Origin of the sequence: Streptomyces sp. WM6372 (assembly GCF_001279655.1) — a bacterium.
Taxonomy (GTDB): domain Bacteria; phylum Actinomycetota; class Actinomycetes; order Streptomycetales; family Streptomycetaceae; genus Streptomyces.
On the sequence record NZ_LGDB01000115.1, the window covers coordinates 1 to 16,755 of the forward strand.

16 protein-coding genes are annotated in these 16,755 nt (G+C 74.5%); 9 read left to right on the forward strand and 7 right to left on the reverse strand.

Going from position 1 to position 16,755, the window contains the following annotated elements:
• On the forward strand, nt 1–1,128 hold a 1,128-nt coding region (locus ADK52_RS09700), incomplete at its 5' end, for a hypothetical protein (protein ID WP_053689361.1).
• A gap of 25 nt (nt 1,129–1,153) precedes the next feature.
• Here ADK52_RS09700 and ADK52_RS09705 read toward each other — a convergent pair.
• The 3 genes from ADK52_RS09705 to ADK52_RS09715 are packed head-to-tail and all read right to left on the reverse strand — an operon-like array spanning nt 1,154 to nt 2,566.
• Nucleotides 1,154–1,684, reverse strand: coding sequence for a GNAT family N-acetyltransferase (locus ADK52_RS09705; protein WP_053689362.1), 531 nt, complete (start codon nt 1,682–1,684; stop codon nt 1,154–1,156).
• 40 nt (nt 1,685–1,724) lie between these two features.
• Nucleotides 1,725–2,069: a hypothetical protein gene (locus tag ADK52_RS09710; protein ID WP_053689363.1), complete on the reverse strand. Its 345-nt coding sequence runs from the start codon at nt 2,067–2,069 to the stop codon at nt 1,725–1,727.
• Nucleotides 2,066–2,566 (reverse strand): DUF6232 family protein, encoded by a 501-nt coding sequence (locus tag ADK52_RS09715; RefSeq protein WP_053689364.1) that lies wholly within the window; start codon nt 2,564–2,566, stop codon nt 2,066–2,068. The genes ADK52_RS09710 and ADK52_RS09715 overlap by 4 nt, the downstream gene beginning before the upstream one ends.
• Nucleotides 2,567–2,724: 158 nt before the next feature.
• Here ADK52_RS09715 and ADK52_RS09720 point away from each other — a divergent pair, with 158 nt between their 5' ends.
• Nucleotides 2,725–3,585: a sulfurtransferase gene (locus tag ADK52_RS09720; RefSeq protein ID WP_053689492.1), complete on the forward strand. Its 861-nt coding sequence runs from the start codon at nt 2,725–2,727 to the stop codon at nt 3,583–3,585.
• 114 nt (nt 3,586–3,699) lie between these two features.
• Here the strand turns inward: ADK52_RS09720 and ADK52_RS09725 are convergent, their stop codons facing one another.
• Nucleotides 3,700–4,140 (reverse strand): hypothetical protein, encoded by a 441-nt coding sequence (locus tag ADK52_RS09725; RefSeq protein WP_159045899.1) that lies wholly within the window; start codon nt 4,138–4,140, stop codon nt 3,700–3,702.
• Nucleotides 4,141–4,152: 12 nt separating this feature from the next.
• Nucleotides 4,153–4,284: a hypothetical protein gene (locus tag ADK52_RS44420; RefSeq protein WP_267887248.1), complete on the reverse strand. Its 132-nt coding sequence runs from the start codon at nt 4,282–4,284 to the stop codon at nt 4,153–4,155.
• Between the two features lie 58 nt (nt 4,285–4,342).
• Between ADK52_RS44420 and lon the strand changes: the two genes are divergently transcribed.
• Nucleotides 4,343–6,739: an endopeptidase La gene (gene lon / locus ADK52_RS09730; protein ID WP_053689366.1), complete on the forward strand. Its 2,397-nt coding sequence runs from the start codon at nt 4,343–4,345 to the stop codon at nt 6,737–6,739.
• Nucleotides 6,740–6,892: 153 nt separating this feature from the next.
• A complete protein-coding gene (locus ADK52_RS09735; protein ID WP_053689367.1) occupies nt 6,893–7,345 on the forward strand; it encodes a MarR family winged helix-turn-helix transcriptional regulator in 453 nt (150 codons plus the stop codon).
• 57 nt (nt 7,346–7,402) lie between these two features.
• Here the strand turns inward: ADK52_RS09735 and ADK52_RS09740 are convergent, their stop codons facing one another.
• The gene (locus tag ADK52_RS09740) at nt 7,403–8,176 is read right to left on the reverse strand and encodes a protein phosphatase 2C domain-containing protein (protein WP_053689368.1); all 774 of its coding nucleotides are present in this window, start codon (nt 8,174–8,176) and stop codon (nt 7,403–7,405) included.
• Between the two features lie 471 nt (nt 8,177–8,647).
• Between ADK52_RS09740 and ADK52_RS09745 the strand changes: the two genes are divergently transcribed.
• From ADK52_RS09745 to ADK52_RS09765, 5 genes are all read left to right on the forward strand, one after another.
• Nucleotides 8,648–11,926 carry a nitrate- and nitrite sensing domain-containing protein gene (locus ADK52_RS09745; protein ID WP_053689369.1) on the forward strand — a complete coding sequence of 1,093 codons (3,279 nt, stop codon included), beginning with the start codon at nt 8,648–8,650 and terminating at the stop codon, nt 11,924–11,926.
• The gene (locus ADK52_RS09750) at nt 11,923–12,405 is read left to right on the forward strand and encodes a roadblock/LC7 domain-containing protein (protein ID WP_053689370.1); all 483 of its coding nucleotides are present in this window, start codon (nt 11,923–11,925) and stop codon (nt 12,403–12,405) included. The genes ADK52_RS09745 and ADK52_RS09750 overlap by 4 nt, the downstream gene beginning before the upstream one ends.
• Nucleotides 12,402–12,821 carry a DUF742 domain-containing protein gene (locus ADK52_RS09755; protein WP_053689371.1) on the forward strand — a complete coding sequence of 140 codons (420 nt, stop codon included), beginning with the start codon at nt 12,402–12,404 and terminating at the stop codon, nt 12,819–12,821. The genes ADK52_RS09750 and ADK52_RS09755 overlap by 4 nt, the downstream gene beginning before the upstream one ends.
• 49 nt (nt 12,822–12,870) lie before the next feature.
• Nucleotides 12,871–13,461, forward strand: a complete 591-nt coding sequence (locus ADK52_RS09760; protein ID WP_053689493.1) for a GTP-binding protein — start codon at nt 12,871–12,873, stop codon at nt 13,459–13,461.
• Between the two features lie 84 nt (nt 13,462–13,545).
• Nucleotides 13,546–14,805 carry a styrene monooxygenase/indole monooxygenase family protein gene (locus ADK52_RS09765; protein WP_053689372.1) on the forward strand — a complete coding sequence of 420 codons (1,260 nt, stop codon included), beginning with the start codon at nt 13,546–13,548 and terminating at the stop codon, nt 14,803–14,805.
• On the opposite strand, the gene ADK52_RS44425 is transcribed toward ADK52_RS09765, so the two are convergent.
• On the reverse strand, nt 14,757–16,427 hold the full coding sequence (locus tag ADK52_RS44425) for a C40 family peptidase (RefSeq protein ID WP_267887249.1): 1,671 nt from the start codon (nt 16,425–16,427) through the stop codon (nt 14,757–14,759). The two genes, ADK52_RS09765 and ADK52_RS44425, sit on opposite strands and share 49 nt — an antisense overlap.
• Between the last annotated feature and the right edge of the window lie 328 nt (nt 16,428–16,755).

Consider the following 16,755-nt stretch of genomic DNA (forward strand, 5'->3'; position numbering starts at 1 on the left):
GGCGCCCTGTGGGCGCTGCGCCTGCCGTCCGTCGCCGCCACCGCGCTGGCCGCCGCCGGGGTGGCCGCCGTCGCCCACCGGCTCGCGGGGGAGCGGGCCGCGCTGTGGTCCGGCGCGGCCTACGCCGTGCTGCCGCCCGTGCAGATGTACGCCCAGGAGGGCCGCTCGTACGCCCTCGTCGCGGCGGCCGTGGTGTGGGCGACGTACCTGATGCTGCGCGAGCGGTGGGTCGCGTACGCCGTGGTCATGCTGCTGGGCTGCTGGCTGCACGAGTTCGCCGTACTGGCCCTCCTCGCGCACGGGGTCAGCGCCCGGCGCTCGCGCGGCTGGCGGTGGAGCGCCGCCGCGGTGGTGGCCCTGCTGGTGCCGCTGGCCGTGGTGAGCGCCCGGCAGGCGGAGCAGCAGCTGGGCTGGCTCGGCCGGCCGAGCTGGCGGGACTGGGCGGCGTACGGGGTGGTCGCGGCGGCCTCCCTGCTGCTCGCGCGGGGCCCGGCGCTGCCGCGCGAACTGGTCCGGGTCGCCCTGCCGCTGGCCCTGATCCCGCCCGGCCTGCTGATGGCGGTCTCCCTCGTCCACCCCTGGTACGTGGACCGGTACGTGCTCTACGCGCTCGCCGGGCTCGCCCTGCTCGCCGGGACCCGGCTGGCGGCGGCCCGGGGGTGGTGGCCGTGGCTGCTGGCGGGCGCCCTGCTGGTGCCGTTCGGATGGTGGTCGCTCTGGCTGCGCACCCCCGAGAGCCGCAAGGACGACGTGCTCGCGGTGGCCGCCGCCGTACGGGAACGGGCCCGGCCGGGAGACGCCGTGCTGTTCATGCCGTCGCGGCGGCGCGAATGGCTGCTGTCCTCGCCCGAGCTGTACGCGACCCTGCGCGACCCGGCCCTGGACCGCACCCCGGCGGCTTCGCACAGCCTCCAGGGCACGGAGCTCCCCACGGCGCAGATCTGGGCCCGCCTGGTGGACGCCCCCCGGGTGGTGGCCCTCCGGGACCCGGCGGACCAGCCGCTGGACCCGTACCCCCGCGAGGCGGTCAAACGCCAGACGCTGGCCTCGCACTTCGACCTGTGCTCGGTGGACGAGGTCCGGGGCGCCCGCATCGCCGTCTACGCCCGGCCGGGCCACTGCACGTGAGCACCGCGTTCCGTGCGCGGACCCGCTAGACCCGGCGGAAGTCCAGCATGAGGAACACCTTGTCGTAGCGGCGGTCCCCGACGGCGACGAAGTCGGGGAGGCGGCCGTACTCGGTGAAGCCGAGGGAGCGGTACAGCCGGAGCGCGTGGGTGTTGTCGCCGCGGGCGTCCAGGGTGAGGACCTCGATGCCCGCGGCCCCGGCGTCCGCGACCAGGGCCGCGGTCAGCGCCCGTCCGATGCCGCGCCCGTGGGCGGCGGCGTCCACCGCGACCTTCTCCAGATCGGCGTGCGGCCGGTGCGTCGGCCGGGCGTGGCGCCGCCAGTAGCCCAGCCCGACGAGGCGGCCGCCCAGGCAGGCGACGCGCAGGGCCGCGTCCCCGGCCTCGGCCGCCGACAGCACCTGGTCGAGCAGCTGCGCGACCTCGTCCCGCGAGGGCGGGTCGACCCAGCCGAGGGCCGCGCCGCCGGCGACCAGGTCCGCCAGGACGCGGTGCACCGGCTCCGGGTCGCGGGCCCACTCGCGGCCGTCCAGGACAGTGATCGTTTCCGGCTCCATGGACGCACCCTAACGACCCCTCCCCCTTCGCTCCGCGGCCCTACCCGCCGAAGAGCGCCATCACCCGGCGGACCGCCTCGGCCACCGGGAGGCCGACCTCGCCGACCAGGAGGGCGACCCCGGAGATGCTCCCCAGGGCGCGGCGGAACGCGCCGCGCTCCACGCCGTCCTCGGTCAGGGTGTCCAGGGACTCGTCCAGGACCGCCCGGTCGTCCTCCTGGACCCGCCCCCGCAGCACCTCGACGAGGCTGATCAGTTCCTGGAGCGCCGCCCGCGGGTCCTGCGGCGCGTTGTTCTGCGTACCGATCTTGCCGATGTTGTGCGCCCCGTCGACCTTGAAGTTGTCGCCGACCTGCCCGATCCAGACGTTCTCGTCGCCGGTCAATTCCTCGCCTTTCCGACGTTGCCGGTACCGGAGACGCTGAAGTTGTCCCCGACCTGGCCGATGTAGTTGTTGACCTGCTGGTGGAAGTTGGCCTGCGGGTTGTCGATCGCCTCCATGATCATGCGGACCAGGTCGTGGGCGAGGTCCCGGTCGGTGGTGACGAGCGCCGTGTTCGGCGTACCCGCGGTCTCGATCACCAGCGCGTAGTACGTCTTGCTCAGGATGACGCCGCCCAGTTGCGCCACGAGGAGGCCGAGCAGCACGAGCGCGACGACCACCGCCCCGTCCTGGTAGTCCGACGGGAGCACGACGAGGAGGACGAACGTCAGGACGATCACGGTCACGGCGGATTTGAGGAAGCGCGCGATCGCCTGCCTGCGCGCAGGGTCGACGCTGACGGTCGTCGCCCTCGCGATGTTGTTCAGCGGATACGCCTCCGCGCCGATCCACAGGACTCTTCGACTGACGACGACATCGGTCACGACACTCTTGGCCATACGGCTCCCCCCACGCCCGGATGTAGGGCACAGGATCCTCGCCAACTCCCCTTCCAGCAAGGCGCTTTGCGGGCAATTTCGGCCCTGTAGGAGGATGTGCGGCGGGCCCCTTCGCCTGCGCGGCCCGCCGACCCACTCGGAGGTGCCGTATGACCCGGATGACCACGTCCCGCTCCGCCGCGGACGCTCCCGCCCTGCCAGGACCGCTGGTCGGGGCCGACTGGCTGGCCGGCCGGCTCGGCGAGCCGGGGCTCGTCGTGTTCGACGCCTCCGTCGGCGCCCACCGCGGCGCCGGCCGGCGGATCCCGGGGGCCCGGCCCTTCGACCTCGACGGAGCCCTGTCCGACCACGACGCCCCCGCCCCGCACACCATGCCCGGAGCCGCCGCCTTCGAGGAGGCGCTGCGCGGGCTCGGCGTCGACGGCACCAGCACCGTCGTGGTCTACGACGGCGCCGGCGTCTACTCCAGTGCGCGAGCCTGGTGGATGCTGCGCGCCATGGGCTTCGACCGGGCGGCCGTCCTGGACGGCGGACTGCCCGCCTGGACGGCCGCCGGACTGCCCGTCGAGGAGTGCGGACCCGCGTACGAGGGCCCGCGCGGCTCCTTCACGGCCCGGCCGCGGCCGGGGCTGCTCGTGGACTTCGCCGCCGTCGGGGCGGCCCTCGCCGATCCGGCGGCGCTCGTACTGGACGCCCGTACGCGCGAACGCTTCACCGGCGCGGCCCCCGAACCGCGGCCGGGGCTGCGCGGGGGCCACATGCCGGGCGCGGTGAACCTGCCGTTCGGGGACCTCCTGAGCGGCGCCGGCCTGATGCGGCCCGCCGGGGAACTCCGCGAGGCCTTCGCGGCGGTGACCGGCGACCGGGAGCGTCGGCTGTACTTCAGCTGCGGTTCGGGGGTCACGGCCTGCGTCCTGGCCCTGGGCGCCACCCTCGCCGGCTACTCCGCCCTGGCGGTCTACGACGGCTCCTGGACGGACTGGGCCATGCGCCCGGAGCTGCCGGCGGCGACGGGCTGACGGGACGGGCCCGGACCGGGCGGCCGTGGGATCGCGTGGGCAGCGGCGTAGCCCGCCCGTCGGCCGTGGCCGGCGGGGCGAAAGGTCAGGCGGCCCGACCGGAGTTCCGGACGGTCACCCCGTCCTCGGACCTCCGGTGGCCGCAGCCGGGTCACGGTCCGCCAGGCGGGAGAGGACTTTGGCGTACACGATCGTCGCCGCCGCGGAAACGGTCGCCACGGTCGCCAGCGCGAGGACGCCCAGCAGCGCCGGCCACTGGTGCAGTGCGTCGCGGCACTGCCTGTCCTCGGACAGCGGGCCGACCAGCGGCCCTCGGCACGCGGCCTTGCCCCCGAACTCGGGGCCGTAGTCGGCGAGCATCAGGAAGGCGAACCACCCCCAGATCGCCAGGGCCAGGAGCATCCACGCGATCGACCACGCCTCCATACGGCGTGCGCGCCGGTGTTCCCGTTCGGCACGCGCCGCTGAGGCCTGGGAAGCCTGTGGGGCCTTTGGGGCCTGTGCGGGATCGGGCGCTCGCTGGGCCGCCACGTCGGCCGGCACGTCGGCAGTCATGCTCTCCCCTTCTCAGGCGACGGTGAACGGACGGCAGTTCATCACACCGCGCGGGTCCAGCACGGTGTCGCCCCCCTGCACGGAAGGGGGCAGCAGGACGGTGGCGGGGGTGTTCGCCCCGGGCGAACGGGGAGTGGGGAACATTGGGCGGCGCACATGCATTGAGTCGGCATAGCTCAACTTCACTGCCGGAGGGAAGATCATGGCTTCGACGTCCGTAACGCTCACTCTGCCCGTGCTGCCGCTCGACGACGAGGTCGTGCTGCCTGGGATGGTCGTTCCGCTGGACCTGTCCGATGCCGAGGTGCGGGGGGCCGTCGAGGCCGCCCAGGCGGCGGTCCGCAGCGGCAAGCCCCGGGTGCTGCTCGTACCGCGGGTCGACGGGAAGTACGCCGGCACCGGTGTGCTCGGGACCGTCGAGCAGGTGGGGCGGCTGTCCGACGGTGACCCGGGCGCGCTGATCCGCGGTGTCGGCCGCGTCCGGATCGGGGCCGGGACCACCGGGCCCGGCGCCGCGCTCTGGGTCGAGGGCGAGAGCGTCGACGAGAGGCTGCCCGATCCGCTGCCGGGGTCGGTCACCGAGCTCGTCAAGGAGTACAAGGCGCTCGCCACCAGCTGGCTCAAGAAACGCGGGGCCTGGCAGGTCGTGGACCGCGTCCAGCAGATCGAGGGCGTCTCGGCCCTCGCCGACAATTCCGGGTACTCGCCCTTCCTGACCGTCGCGCAGAAGGTCGAGCTGCTGGAGACCGCCGACCCGGTCGCCCGGCTCAAGCTGGCCATCACCTGGCTGCGCGACCACCTCGCCGAGCAGGACGTCGCCGAGTCCATCGCCAAGGACGTCCAGGACGGCGTCGAGAAGCAGCAGCGCGAGTTCCTGCTGCGCCGCCAGCTGGAGGCCGTCCGCAAGGAACTGCGCGAACTCAACGGAGAGAAGGACGGCGAGGAGTCCGACGACTACCGGACCCGCGTCGAGGGCGCCGACCTGCCCGAGAAGGTACGGGAGGCCGCGCTCAAGGAGGTCGACAAGCTGGAGCGGTCCAGCGACCAGTCCCCGGAGGGCTCCTGGATCCGCACCTGGCTGGACACCGTGCTGGAACTGCCCTGGAACGAGCGGACCGAGGACGAGTACGACATCCGCGGCGCGCGGGCCGTCCTGGACGCCGAGCACGCCGGGCTGAGCGACGTGAAGGACCGCATCACCGAGTACCTCGCCGTGCGCAAGCGGCGTTCCGAGCGCGGCATGGGCGTCATCGGCGGCCGCCGCGGCGGCGCCGTACTGGCGCTCGTCGGCCCCCCCGGCGTCGGCAAGACCTCCCTCGGGGAGTCCGTCGCCCACGCGATGGGCCGCAAGTTCGTGCGCGTCGCCCTCGGCGGCGTCCGCGACGAGGCCGAGATCCGCGGCCACCGGCGTACGTACGTCGGCGCCCTGCCCGGCCGGATCGTACGGGCCATCAAGGAAGCCGGTTCCATGAACCCGGTCGTCCTGCTCGACGAGATCGACAAGGTCGGGTCGGACTTCCGCGGAGACCCGGCGGCCGCGCTGCTGGAGGTCCTGGACCCCGCCCAGAACCACACCTTCCGGGACCACTACCTGGAAGTGGAGCTGGACCTGAGCGACGTGGTGTTCCTGGCCACCGCCAACGTCCTGGAGGCCATCCCGGAGGCGCTCGCCGACCGCATGGAGCTCGTGCGCCTCGACGGGTACACCGAGGACGAGAAGGTCGTCATCGCCCGCGACCACCTGCTGCCCCGCCAGCTGGAGCGCGCCGGACTCGGCGCCGACGAGGTCGTGCTGGAGGAGGACGCCCTGCGCAAGCTGGCCGGGGAGTACACCCGCGAGGCCGGCGTCCGCACCCTGGAGCGCTCCATCGCCCGCCTGCTGCGCAAGGTGGCCTCCCAGCACGAGCTGGGGGAGCGGGAGTTGCCGCTGAGCGTCGGCGCCGACGACCTGCGCGGGCTCATCGGACGCCCGCACCACGTCCCGGAGTCCGCCCAGGACCCCGCCGAGCGGCGCACCGCCGTCCCCGGCGTGGCCACCGGGCTCGCCGTGACCGGCGCGGGCGGCGACGTCCTCTTCGTCGAGGCCTCGCTGGCCGACCCCGAGACGGGGGCCGCGGGACTCACCCTCACCGGCCAGCTCGGCGACGTGATGAAGGAGTCGGCGCAGATCGCGCTCAGCTTCCTGCGCTCGCACGGCGCGGAGCTGGAACTTCCGGTCGCCGACCTGAAGGACCGGGGCGTGCACATCCACTTCCCGGCGGGCGCGGTGCCGAAGGACGGCCCGAGCGCGGGCATCACGATGACCACGGCGCTCGCCTCGCTGCTCTCCGGGCGGCAGGTGCGGACCGACGTGGCCATGACCGGCGAGGTCTCGCTGACCGGGCGCGTCCTGCCGATCGGCGGGGTCAAGCAGAAGCTGCTGGCCGCACACCGGGCCGGTCTGACCACCGTGATCATCCCGAAGCGGAACGAGGCCGACCTGGACGACGTCCCGTCCGAGGTGCTGGAGGGCCTGGAGGTCCACCCGGTGACGGACGTGCGCCAGGTCCTGGAACTGGCCCTCGCGGCGGACGCCGTCCCGGTGACCGCCGCCGCCTGACCGGCCCGTCCGACCGGCAGCCCGACCGGCCCGGCGGCTGCGGCCGCCGGCCGGAGCGTACGGCCCGGAATCCTCCCCCAGACTCCGTCCGGGGGAGGGTCCCGGGCCGGTGGCGCGCCCGCTGCGAAATACTGGTGCCTCGGGACACCATCGATGGGAGCGGACGTGCACGGAAGCGAAGACCAGGAGTTCCTCGCCCTGGAGCGGGAGCTGTCCGTCTTCCTCCGGCGCGCCCGGGCCTCGTCCGGGGAGATGGCGCGCGCGCTCCATCCCGAGCTGGAGCCGGCCGCGTACGGGCTGCTCGTACGGCTGGAGGCCGCGGGCCGTCAGCGGGCCACCGAGCTCGCCGCGTACTTCGGGGTCGGCAAGGCCACCATGAGCCGGCAGCTGCGGGCCCTGGAGGTGCTGGGGCTGGTGGCGCGCGAGCCGGATCCGGCCGACGGCCGGGCCTTCCTCGTCGGCCTCACGGACGAGGGCAGGGAGCGGTTCCTGCGCGTACGGGGGGCCCGGCGCGAGCAGTACATGCGCAAGCTCGCCGACTGGGACCGGGGAGAGGTCGCGGAACTGGCCCGGCTCCTCCATCAGTTGAACCAGGGCGAGGAGTAGCCGCCCGAGCGGCCACGGCGGCCACGGCGGCGGCCACGGCCGCCGCCGCACCTACACCTACAACTCCGCGTACGCCGCCGAGGCGTCGTCGTGGCGCTTGCCGCGCGCGCGGGGGCGGTCCGGGTCCGACTCCAGGGTGCGGACCCGGGCGATCAGGGACTCCGCGCCCTCCTTCCGGAGCACCGCGAGGCACTGGGCCCAGTCGCCCTCCCCGAACGTGTCCGTCCACCGGCTCGCCCCGTCGGTCAGCGCCGCCAGCGCCCGGACCCGCTCGCGCGGGGTCCGGCCCGTCACCGCCCGGGAGGCGACGTCCGGGTCCGCCGCCGCCGTGAAGAAGCCGCCCTCCGCGTTGCGCAGCGCGTCCGCCGAGGCCTGCGTCCGCAGCAGCTCGCGCGGGATCCGGTCCAGCCGGTCGTCGAGCACCGCCGTCACCTCACCGCCGGGCGCTTGGAGGAGCAGTACGGAATCCGAGAGCACGAGGTGCTCCACGTACTCCTCGTCCCACCGCGCCATCACCACCGTCGCCTGCGGGGTCCGTACGTGAGAAAGGTCACAGGTTTCCCGGTGCGCGTCGGCCGTGCCGCGGATGGACTCCGCCAGGATCCGGTCCAGCGGCATGTCCCGCCGCGATCCGGACAGTTCGGTCAATCGGCCTCCGAGCCGGGCCGCGAACCAGGGCACGCCGTGCGAACACCCCACCTCGCCGCCCGGCGGGGTGACCCCGTCCAGGGCGACCAGGACTCCGCCGCCCGCGGCGGGTATCGCCGCCGATAGCCAGTCCTCGTTGGGGCGTTCCGGGTTGCCGGGGGCCGAGGCGAGGTCGATGCGCATACGGACATTCTGCCCGCCCCGCGGGCGCCGGAGTGCCGGAATGGAGCGAAAGGTCCGTACCAATAAAGAGGCCGTCGGATGTACGGCATCCGTGCGGCCGGCGCGGTGCTCGGCGGGCCCGTGGCGGCTGTGGGCGGGCATATTGCCAAAGCCCTCACCGATCTTTCAACCACCCGTCCATGACGGACCCCTGTGGGAGCACCGCCGAGTTGGTCGCCAACTCATCCGTGATGTTCACTCGTTCGAGTGGCCGGGTGGGCGATGTCAGGCTCTCTCCCCAACACACTGCAAAGGTCTGAGGCGGTACGAGGGGGCAGGGGGCGTTTACTTGTTGACCGGCCGTTACCTCGGCCACACGAGTAGACGAGCACGAGCACACGTACAGGATTGCGAGCACCGGTGCAGAAGAAGCGGTCTCGGAAGAACGGCACCGCCACCGACGGACCAGCCCCCGCAGGACGTCCCGTCCGCGTGCGCAGCAGGCTCGTCATCGGCGTAGCCGTCGCCGGCCTCACCGTCCTCGCGGCCGGCGCCCCAGCCGTGGTCTCCGCGACACGGGAGCTGAACGACTCCCAGCAGCTGGTCACGCTCGCCGAGCAGACCCAGCACACCCTCACCCTCGCGCACCTCCTCGGCGACGAGCGCGACGCCGTCGTCGAGTACGTGGCCAAGGGCCGCCCCGGCGCCCAGGCGAAGGGCCCCGTCCAGGAGCGCACCGCGCTCACCGACCGCCAGCTCACCGAGGTCCAGAACGAGGCCGACGAGACGCTCGCCCGCGCCATCGGCCGCGTCCAGGCCGTCCGCACCGAGGCCGTCGACGGCAAGGGCAGCGCCCTCGCCGCCCAGCAGGCGTACGCGGGCGTCATCGCGGAACTGCTCGCGCCGGGGGACCGGCTCGCCGAGCTGACCCCGCCGCGCGCCGTCGCCGCCCTCGCCACCACCCGCCCGCTGGCCCCCCTCGGCCAGGCCGTCGAACAGGCCTCCGCCACCCGCGGACTGCTGCTCGCCGCGCTGGCCGTCCCCCGCGGCGAGCAGCCCTCCAACACGGCCGCCGCGGACGAACTCAGCACCGCCGCCCAGCGGGCCCGCGTACGGGAGCAGGCCGCGCTCGACGACTTCAACCGGGTCGCACGGCCCGACGTACGCCAGATCCTCGCCGCCACCGTCACCGGACCCGACGTCAAGACGGCCGACGACTACCTCAAGCGGCTCACCGAACGGCCCACGCTGTCCACGGCCGACCGCCGGCTCGACGGCGCCGCCGTCGCCCCGTCGCTCACCGCCCGCATCGACCGGATGCGCTCCGTCGAGGCCACCCTCGCCGGGCAGCGGGCCACCGCGCTCGCCACCCTGCGCGACGACGACGTGACCCGGCTGGAGATGCTGGTCGCGGTCCTCGGCCTGCTGTTCCTCGTCGCCGTCGGCTTCTCCACGGCCGTCGCGCGCTCGCTGACGCGGCCGCTGTCCGTACTGCGCCGCGGCGCGGCCCGGCTGGCCACCCCGGAGGGCTCGGTCGAGCCGGTCCGCTTCACCGGCCGCAACGACGAGTTCGCCGAGGTTGTACGCCACCTCAACGCGGTCCGCGACCAGACCGTCTCCCTGCACACCCGGATCGCCGGCCTCGACGCCGACGGCCGCCGGCTCATCGGCCGCAACGAGGCGCTCTCCGCGGCCCGCGATGCGCTGGAGCAGGAACTGACCGCGGGCCGCGAGACGCTGGAGCAGGAGCTGACGCAGCTGCGGGCCCACCTCGAAGAGCACCGCCGCATCATGTCGACGACGTCGGTCTCGCTCTCGCTGCGCACGCTCGGGCTCGTGGAGCGCCAGCTCGCGGTCATCGAGGAGCTGGAGTCCAAGGAGCAGGACCCGGACCGGCTGGCGACCCTGTTCAAGCTGGACCACCTGGCGACGGTCATGCGCCGCCACAACGAGAACCTGCTGGTCCTGGCCGGCCAGGAGCACGGCCACGGCGCCGGTGCCGGGCCCGTCCCGCTGGTCGACGTGATGCGCGCCGCGGTCAGCGAGATCGAGCGCTACGAGCGCGTCGACCTGGCGGCGCTGCCGCCGTTCACGCAGGTCGCGGGGCACGCGGCCGACGACATCTCGCACGTGCTCGCCGAACTGCTGGAGAACGCGACGACGTTCTCGCCGCCCGAGGCGAAGGTACGGGTCTCCGGCTGGCTGCTCGACTCGGGTGACGTGGTGCTCTCCGTCATGGACCAGGGCATCGGTGTCACCGGCGACCGGCTGGAGGCGCTGAACGCCCGCCTGGCCACGCCGGAGGCGTACGACGAGGAGCCGGAGGCCGAACACGGCCTGGGCCTCGGCCTGTACGTGGCGGGCCGCCTCGCGGCCCGGCACGGGGTCACGGCCGAGCTGCGCGCCGGCCGGCACGCGGGCACGGAGGCCCTCGTGGTCGTCCCGGCCTCGCTGCTCCCGGCCACGCCGCCGAGCTCGCCGGTGCACACGTACGCCACGCCGGCGCCGGGTGTGCCGGAACTGCGGCTGCCGGGTGTGATCGCGGAGGCGAACGAGAACACGATCCCGGGGCGGCGGATGCCGGAGCCCCCGGCGGTGGAGCGGGAGGCGGAGGCGTCGGCGCAGGCCGGCCCGGCCCCCGCCCCGGCTGCCGAGCCCTTCCGGGACCCGGGCCCGGAGGCGGACGCCGAGCTGCTGCGGGGCATGGAGTGGGACCCGGACCCGGCCGTAACGGATGTCGCGGACGAGCTGATGGCTGCGGGTACGGACCCGGACCCGGACGCGGATCCGGCTTCGGAGGCGGCTCCGGACGTGGATCCGGCCCCGGACCTCGCGCCGGCCGTGGAGCCGGCCCCGGTCTCGGAGTCGGCCCCCGTCTCGGAGCCGGACCCGGTCTCGGACCAGGACACGGCCCCGGCCCCGTCCCCGGCCCCTGACCCCGCCCCGGAGTCGGACTTCGCGCCGGGCGCGAGCCTGGCTCCGGACTTCGGGCCGGACCTGGCCGGGGGGCTGGAGCCCGACGCGGACCGGCACGCCCTGGCGGAGGTCGGCCAGCTGCCGCCCGCCGACCAGGTGTTCACCGCCGGCCAGGGCTTCGGGGACCCCGCGGACGTACTGCCTCCGGCCGACCAGGTGTTCACCGCGCCCGGCGGACCGGCCCCGGCGGAGGAACTGCTGGCCCGGGTCGTTCCGGACGCCGCCCCGGCGGCGGAGCCCGAGCTTCCGGGCGCCGACCAGGCGCTCACCGCGGCCGGCAGCCCCGAAGAGGTCCCGGGCGAGCCCGATCCCGGCGAGGAACTCCTCGCCCGGGTCGTCCCCGACGCGGGACCGGAGGGTTTCGCCGGGCCCGACCCCGACCCGGCGTCCCCCGACCGGCTGCCCGATGCCGGCCCGCGGGCCGACGTACCGGAAGCAGGACTGCCGCTGCCCGGGGAGTCCGCCACCGCCGTCGCCCCCGACGGCCCGGCGGAGCCCCACCGGCACGCGCCCGACGAGGCCGACTGGGTCCCCCGGCAGGGGAGCCACCCCGACTCCGGGCCGGAGGCGGCCGTCACCGACAAGGGGCTGCCCAAGCGGACCCCGCGCACGGTGGGCGCGAGCCGCCCCGAGGCCGTACGGCCGCCCGCGCCGGCGCGCCGCGTCGACGCCGACGAGCTGCGCCGCCGGCTCGGCGGCTTCTACCAGGGGACGCGGGACGGACGGCGCGTCGTGGCCGCCGAGCTCGCACAGGACACCGACCAGGGGGACACCGCACAGGAGGCACGCACATGACCGCGCCCAGTACGTACGGACTGAGCACCCAGGCCCGCAACCTGCAGTGGCTGCTGACCGACCTGGTCGAGGAGGTGCCCGGCGTCAACTCCGTCGCCGTCGTGTCCTCGGACGGGCTCCTGCTGCTGTCCTCCGACCCCGGGGGAGCGGCCGCGGGCGCGAACCCCGCGCGCACCAAGGGCCCGCGCGGCGCCTCCGCCGACCTGGCGACCATCGTCTCCGGCCTCGGCAGCCTCACCACGGGCGCCGCCGAGCTCATGGAGGGCGGCGCGGTCAAGCAGACGATGGTGGCCATGGAGCACGGCTCCGTCTTCGTCATGGCCATCAGCGACGGCTCGCTGCTCGGCGTGCACGCCACCCCCGACTGCGACATGAGCGTGGTGGCGTACCACATGGCCCTGTTCGTCGGCCGGGCCGGCCACGTCCTGACCCCCGAAGTCCGCAGCGAGCTGCGCCAGTCGATGGAGAAGACCCCGTGAGGAGTACGGCCCCGGCGGCGTCCGCGTCGGCGTCCGACCGCCTGCCGATACGCGGAGCCGACCGCCGGCCCGCCCGCGTCCGTCCGTACTCCCTCACGGCCGGCCGCACCCGCTTCGCGCAGGTCCTGCACGTGGAGACGTTCGTCGCCGCCTGCGACACCCGGGCGTCGGAGCCGCAGCGGCCCGACCCCGACGACCGCATGCCCGAGATGCCGGCGATCGTCGAGGTCTGCCGCCGCATGCGCACCATCGCGGAGATATCCGCGCTGCTGAAGCTGCCGCTCGGGGTGGTCCGCGTCCTGGTCAGCGACCTCGCCGACCAGGGACGGATACGCGTCTACGGGACGGGGCACGGCCCCGGGCGACCCGAACGCGCGCTGCTGGAAAGGGTGCTCAGTGGTCTTCGCAGTCTCTGACCCGCCCGTCGGCACACCCGCCGGCACGCCCGGCCACGCCGGGACCGGCCTGGACGACGAGCCCGTCCAGCCCTGGCAGTACGACCGCTCCCGCGCGCCCGTCGCCGTCAAGGTGCTGGTCGCGGGCGGCTTCGGCGTCGGCAAGACCACCTTCGTGTCCTCCGTCTCCGAGATCACCCCGCTGCGCACCGAAGCCGTGATGACCCAGGCCGGCGCTCCGACGGACGACCTGTCCGGCACCCCGGACAAGAGCACCACCACCGTCGCGATGGACTTCGGCCGCGTCACCCTCGCCGACGACCTCGTGCTGTACGTGTACGGGACCCCGGGCCAGGAGCGCTTCTGGTTCATGTGGGACGACCTGGTGCGCGGCGCCGTCGGCGGCATCGTCCTGGCCGACACGCGCAGGCTGCGCGACTGCTTCCCGGCGCTCGACTACTTCGAGAGCTGCGGGCTCCCGTACGCGGTCGCCGTGAACCACTTCGAGGGCTCGCACGCGTACGAGCCGCAGGACGTGCGCGAGGCGCTGACCGTACCGCCGCACGTGCCGGTGCTGATCATGGACGCGCGGCGCCGCGACACGGTCGTCGAATCCCTCGTGACGCTGGTGGGCCACGCGCTGGACGCGACCCCCGAATAGGTCCCCGCCACCGCCGAAGCGTCGAACCGCCGAATTTCCGAAGCACCGAAGCGCCGAACCGCACACCCGAATCGAGAACGTGAGATGCGCAAGATACTCGTCGTGGGGGCCGGCCAGTCCGGTCTCCAGCTCGCCCTCGGCCTCCAGGCGAAGGGGTACGAGATCACCCTCATGTCCAACCGGACGGCGGACGAGATCCGCACCGGGCGGATCATGTCCACGCAGGTCATGTTCGACACGGCGCTCCAGCACGAGCGCGACCTCGGGCTGAACTTCTGGGAGCGGCACGCCCCGCGGATCGAGGGCATCGGCGTCTCCGTGGCCGCCCCGGACGGCTCGCGCCCCGTCGACTGGCTCGGCCGCCTCAAGGGGTACGCGCAGTCCGTCGACCAGCGCCTGAAGATGGCCGGCTGGCTCGACGTCTTCGTACAGCGCGGCGGACAGCTGGTGATCCACGGCGCGTCCGTCGCCGACCTGGACTTCTTCTCCCGTACGTACGACCTGGTGCTGGTCGCCGCCGGCAAGGGCGAGCTGGTGTCGATGTTCGGGCGGGACGCGGCGCGTTCCCCGTACGACGCACCGCAGCGCGCGCTGGCGGTCTCGTACGTGCACGGGCTCGAACCGCGCCCCGAACACCCGGAGACGGAAGCGGTGCGCTGCAACCTGGTCCCGGGGGTGGGCGAACTGTTCGTGATGCCCGCGGTGACGACGTCGGGGCGGGCGGACATCCTCTTCTGGGAAGGACTCCCGGGCGGCCCGCTCGACGTGTTCCGCGGGGTGAAGGACCCGGCCGAACACCTCGCGCTCACGCTGGAACTGATGGAGAAGTTTACGCCCTGGGAGCACGCGCGGGCGGCGGACGTGGAGCTGACGGACGCGGGCGGCACGCTGGCCGGCCGGTACGCGCCGGTGGTCCGCAACCCGATCGGGCGGCTGCCGGGCGGCGGGCTGGTGCTGGGCGTCGCCGACGTGGTCGTCGCGAACGACCCGATCACCGGCCAGGGCTCCAACTCCGCGTCCAAGTGCGCGGCCTCGTACCTGTCGTCGATCCTGATGCACGGGGACAAGCCGTTCGACGAGGCCTGGATGAAGGCCACCTTCGACAAGTTCTGGTTCGCGACGGGCAAGCCGGTGACCCAGTGGACGAACGCGATGCTGGGCGTCCCGCCGGAGCACGTGCTGAACCTGATCGGGGCGGCCGGGCAGTTCCAGCCGGTGGCGGATCGTTTCGCCAACGGCTTCGACAACCCGGCCGACTTCGACGCGTACTTCTACGACCCCGAGGACGCGCAGGACTACCTGTCGGAGGTCGCGTCGTCGGCCGGAGCCTCCTCGGCGGAGTAGCCGGCGTCGCCGCCGTCCGTCGGCGGGGCCGCGGGGAGCGGCGGTGCGGTGAACTCGGCGAGCGGGGCCGCGTCCGGATCGGGCCGTACGGCGCCGAGCAGCGGATTGGCCGCGATGGGGGACACCTTGACCTTCGCGCCGGGGCGCGGGGCCTGGATCACCTTTCCGTCGCCGACGTACAGGGCCACGTGGGTCGCGGTCGGGAAGTAGACCACCAGATCGCCGGGGCGCAGCTCGTCCAGGGGCACCTTGGGCAGCTGCGCCCACTGTTCCTGGCTGGTCCGGGGGATGGACCGGCCGGCGTGCGCCCAGGCCTGTGAGGTGAGCCCGGAGCAGTCGAAGGACCCGGGCCCCTCGGCGCCCCACACGTACGGTTTGCCGAGCTGCTCGGTGGCGTAGGTCAGGGCGGCGCCGCCGGCGGCCGTGGGCGTACGGGGGGTGTCCGCGAGCCGGCCGGATCCGAGCAGCTCCCGCTGCGCGGTGGCGGTGTTCGCGGCCTCGCGGGAGCCGAGCCCGGCGAGCTGCTCGGGGGTGAGCGAGGCGAGGACCTGCTCGACCTGCCTGAGCTTGAGTTCGGCCTCCTGTTTGTGCCGCTTGCGCTGCGCGGTCAGGGTCTGGCGGGCGTCGAGGGACTTGCGGGCGGCGGTGGCGAGGAGGTCGGCCCGGTGCTCGCTGCGGGTGAGCCGGGTCAGCACCCCGGCCCGCCGGGCGCCCTCGCGGGCGGCGAGCCGCCGCTGGTCCTGGGCGGCCTGGGGGTCGCCGGTGAGCAGCATCCGGGCGTACGGGGAGAAGCCGACGGCGCCCTGGTACTGCTCCCGCGCCACCCGCCCCGCGGCGGCCTTCTCGGCGCCGAGGTCGGTACGGGCCTTCGCGAGCTCGGCACTGAGCCGCCGCTCCTCGTCCTGCCCGGCCTTGAGGGCGAGCTCGGTGGCCTTGTACCCCTCGGCGGCGGCTTCGGCGTCCCGGTAGAGACCCTGCAGCCGCGTGAGCAACTCCCCGACACCGAGCCCCTGAAGGGCGGCGGCCCCTGCACCGCCGGGCCCCTGGGGGGTGGTGGTCCCTGTGGTGCCGGGCCCCTGGAGGGTGGTGGTCCCTGTGGTGCCGGGCGCCTGAGGGGTGGTGGTACCTGCGACGCCGGGTCCGGGCGGCGCGCCGGCGCCTCCGGTGCCGGGGCGGGGAGCGGCGGCGGTGCCTGCGTCGGCGGGGCCCCGTGTGGTGGCTGCGTCCGCGGTGCCGGGGTTCCGGGTGGCGCCTGCGCCCGCGGTGCCGGCTCGCTGCCGGTCGGTGGCATCCGCCGCGCCGGTGGCCCGCGCGCCGGCTCCGTCCCCTGAGCCGGGCCGCTGAGAGGCGGTGGCCCCGCGGGCGCCGGGGGTCCGCCCGGAGGCGCCGTCTCCTGGGTCGGGGTTCTGCGTCGTCTCGGCGGCGTCCGCCGAGCCGTGGGCCTGCCGGGCGGTGGCGCCTCCGGGGGCGGCGGGTTCTGCGGTGGCACGGGGCTGCCGGGTCGTGGCGGCGGCCGAGTCCGCCAGGAAGTCGGGTACGGACCCGGCGTGGGTGACGGGGAGCGGCCCGGCCGACACGAACAGGGCGGCGATACAGGCGGCACGGAGCACGCGGCGTGACATGTGATCACCTCCAGGCCGCCGATGCTGCCATGCCCGGTATGACAAATTCCCCACCCGGAACGGCCAGTTCCCCACACCCACCCGTCCGGCCCACCGCTGCCGGGCCGCTGCCGCCCGTCCGGCCCCCCGGGTACGCCCCGGCCAACACCCCACCCACCCCCGACCCCGGCCGGTTCGGCCCCCGGCGCATCCGGCCCCCTGCTGCCGGAGGCGCCGACCCGTCCGGCCCCTGGGCACGGGTCCGGGCGCAGCCCTGGGGGCACCTCCCAGCGGTGGCCGGGGGAGAAACGGAGAAAGGGCGGGGCGGGGAGAAAGCCCCAAGCGCAGC

Excerpts from the sequence above, each read along its gene's own strand:
- ADK52_RS09705 (WP_053689362.1), bottom strand. The coding sequence starts at position 1,684 with ATGGAGCCGGAAACGATCACTGTCCTGGACGGCCGCGAGTGGGCCCGC.
- ADK52_RS09715 (WP_053689364.1), bottom strand. The coding sequence starts at position 2,566 with ATGGCCAAGAGTGTCGTGACCGATGTCGTCGTCAGTCGAAGAGTCCTG.
- ADK52_RS09720 (WP_053689492.1), top strand. The coding sequence starts at position 2,725 with ATGACCACGTCCCGCTCCGCCGCGGACGCTCCCGCCCTGCCAGGACCG.
- ADK52_RS09725 (WP_159045899.1), bottom strand. The coding sequence starts at position 4,140 with ATGACTGCCGACGTGCCGGCCGACGTGGCGGCCCAGCGAGCGCCCGAT.
- ADK52_RS44420 (WP_267887248.1), bottom strand. The coding sequence starts at position 4,284 with ATGTTCCCCACTCCCCGTTCGCCCGGGGCGAACACCCCCGCCACCGTC.
- lon (WP_053689366.1), top strand. The coding sequence starts at position 4,343 with ATGGCTTCGACGTCCGTAACGCTCACTCTGCCCGTGCTGCCGCTCGAC.
- ADK52_RS09735 (WP_053689367.1), top strand. The coding sequence starts at position 6,893 with ATGGGAGCGGACGTGCACGGAAGCGAAGACCAGGAGTTCCTCGCCCTG.
- ADK52_RS09740 (WP_053689368.1), bottom strand. The coding sequence starts at position 8,176 with ATGCGCATCGACCTCGCCTCGGCCCCCGGCAACCCGGAACGCCCCAAC.
- ADK52_RS09750 (WP_053689370.1), top strand. The coding sequence starts at position 11,923 with ATGACCGCGCCCAGTACGTACGGACTGAGCACCCAGGCCCGCAACCTG.
- ADK52_RS09765 (WP_053689372.1), top strand. The coding sequence starts at position 13,546 with ATGCGCAAGATACTCGTCGTGGGGGCCGGCCAGTCCGGTCTCCAGCTC.
- ADK52_RS44425 (WP_267887249.1), bottom strand. The coding sequence starts at position 16,427 with ATGTCACGCCGCGTGCTCCGTGCCGCCTGTATCGCCGCCCTGTTCGTG.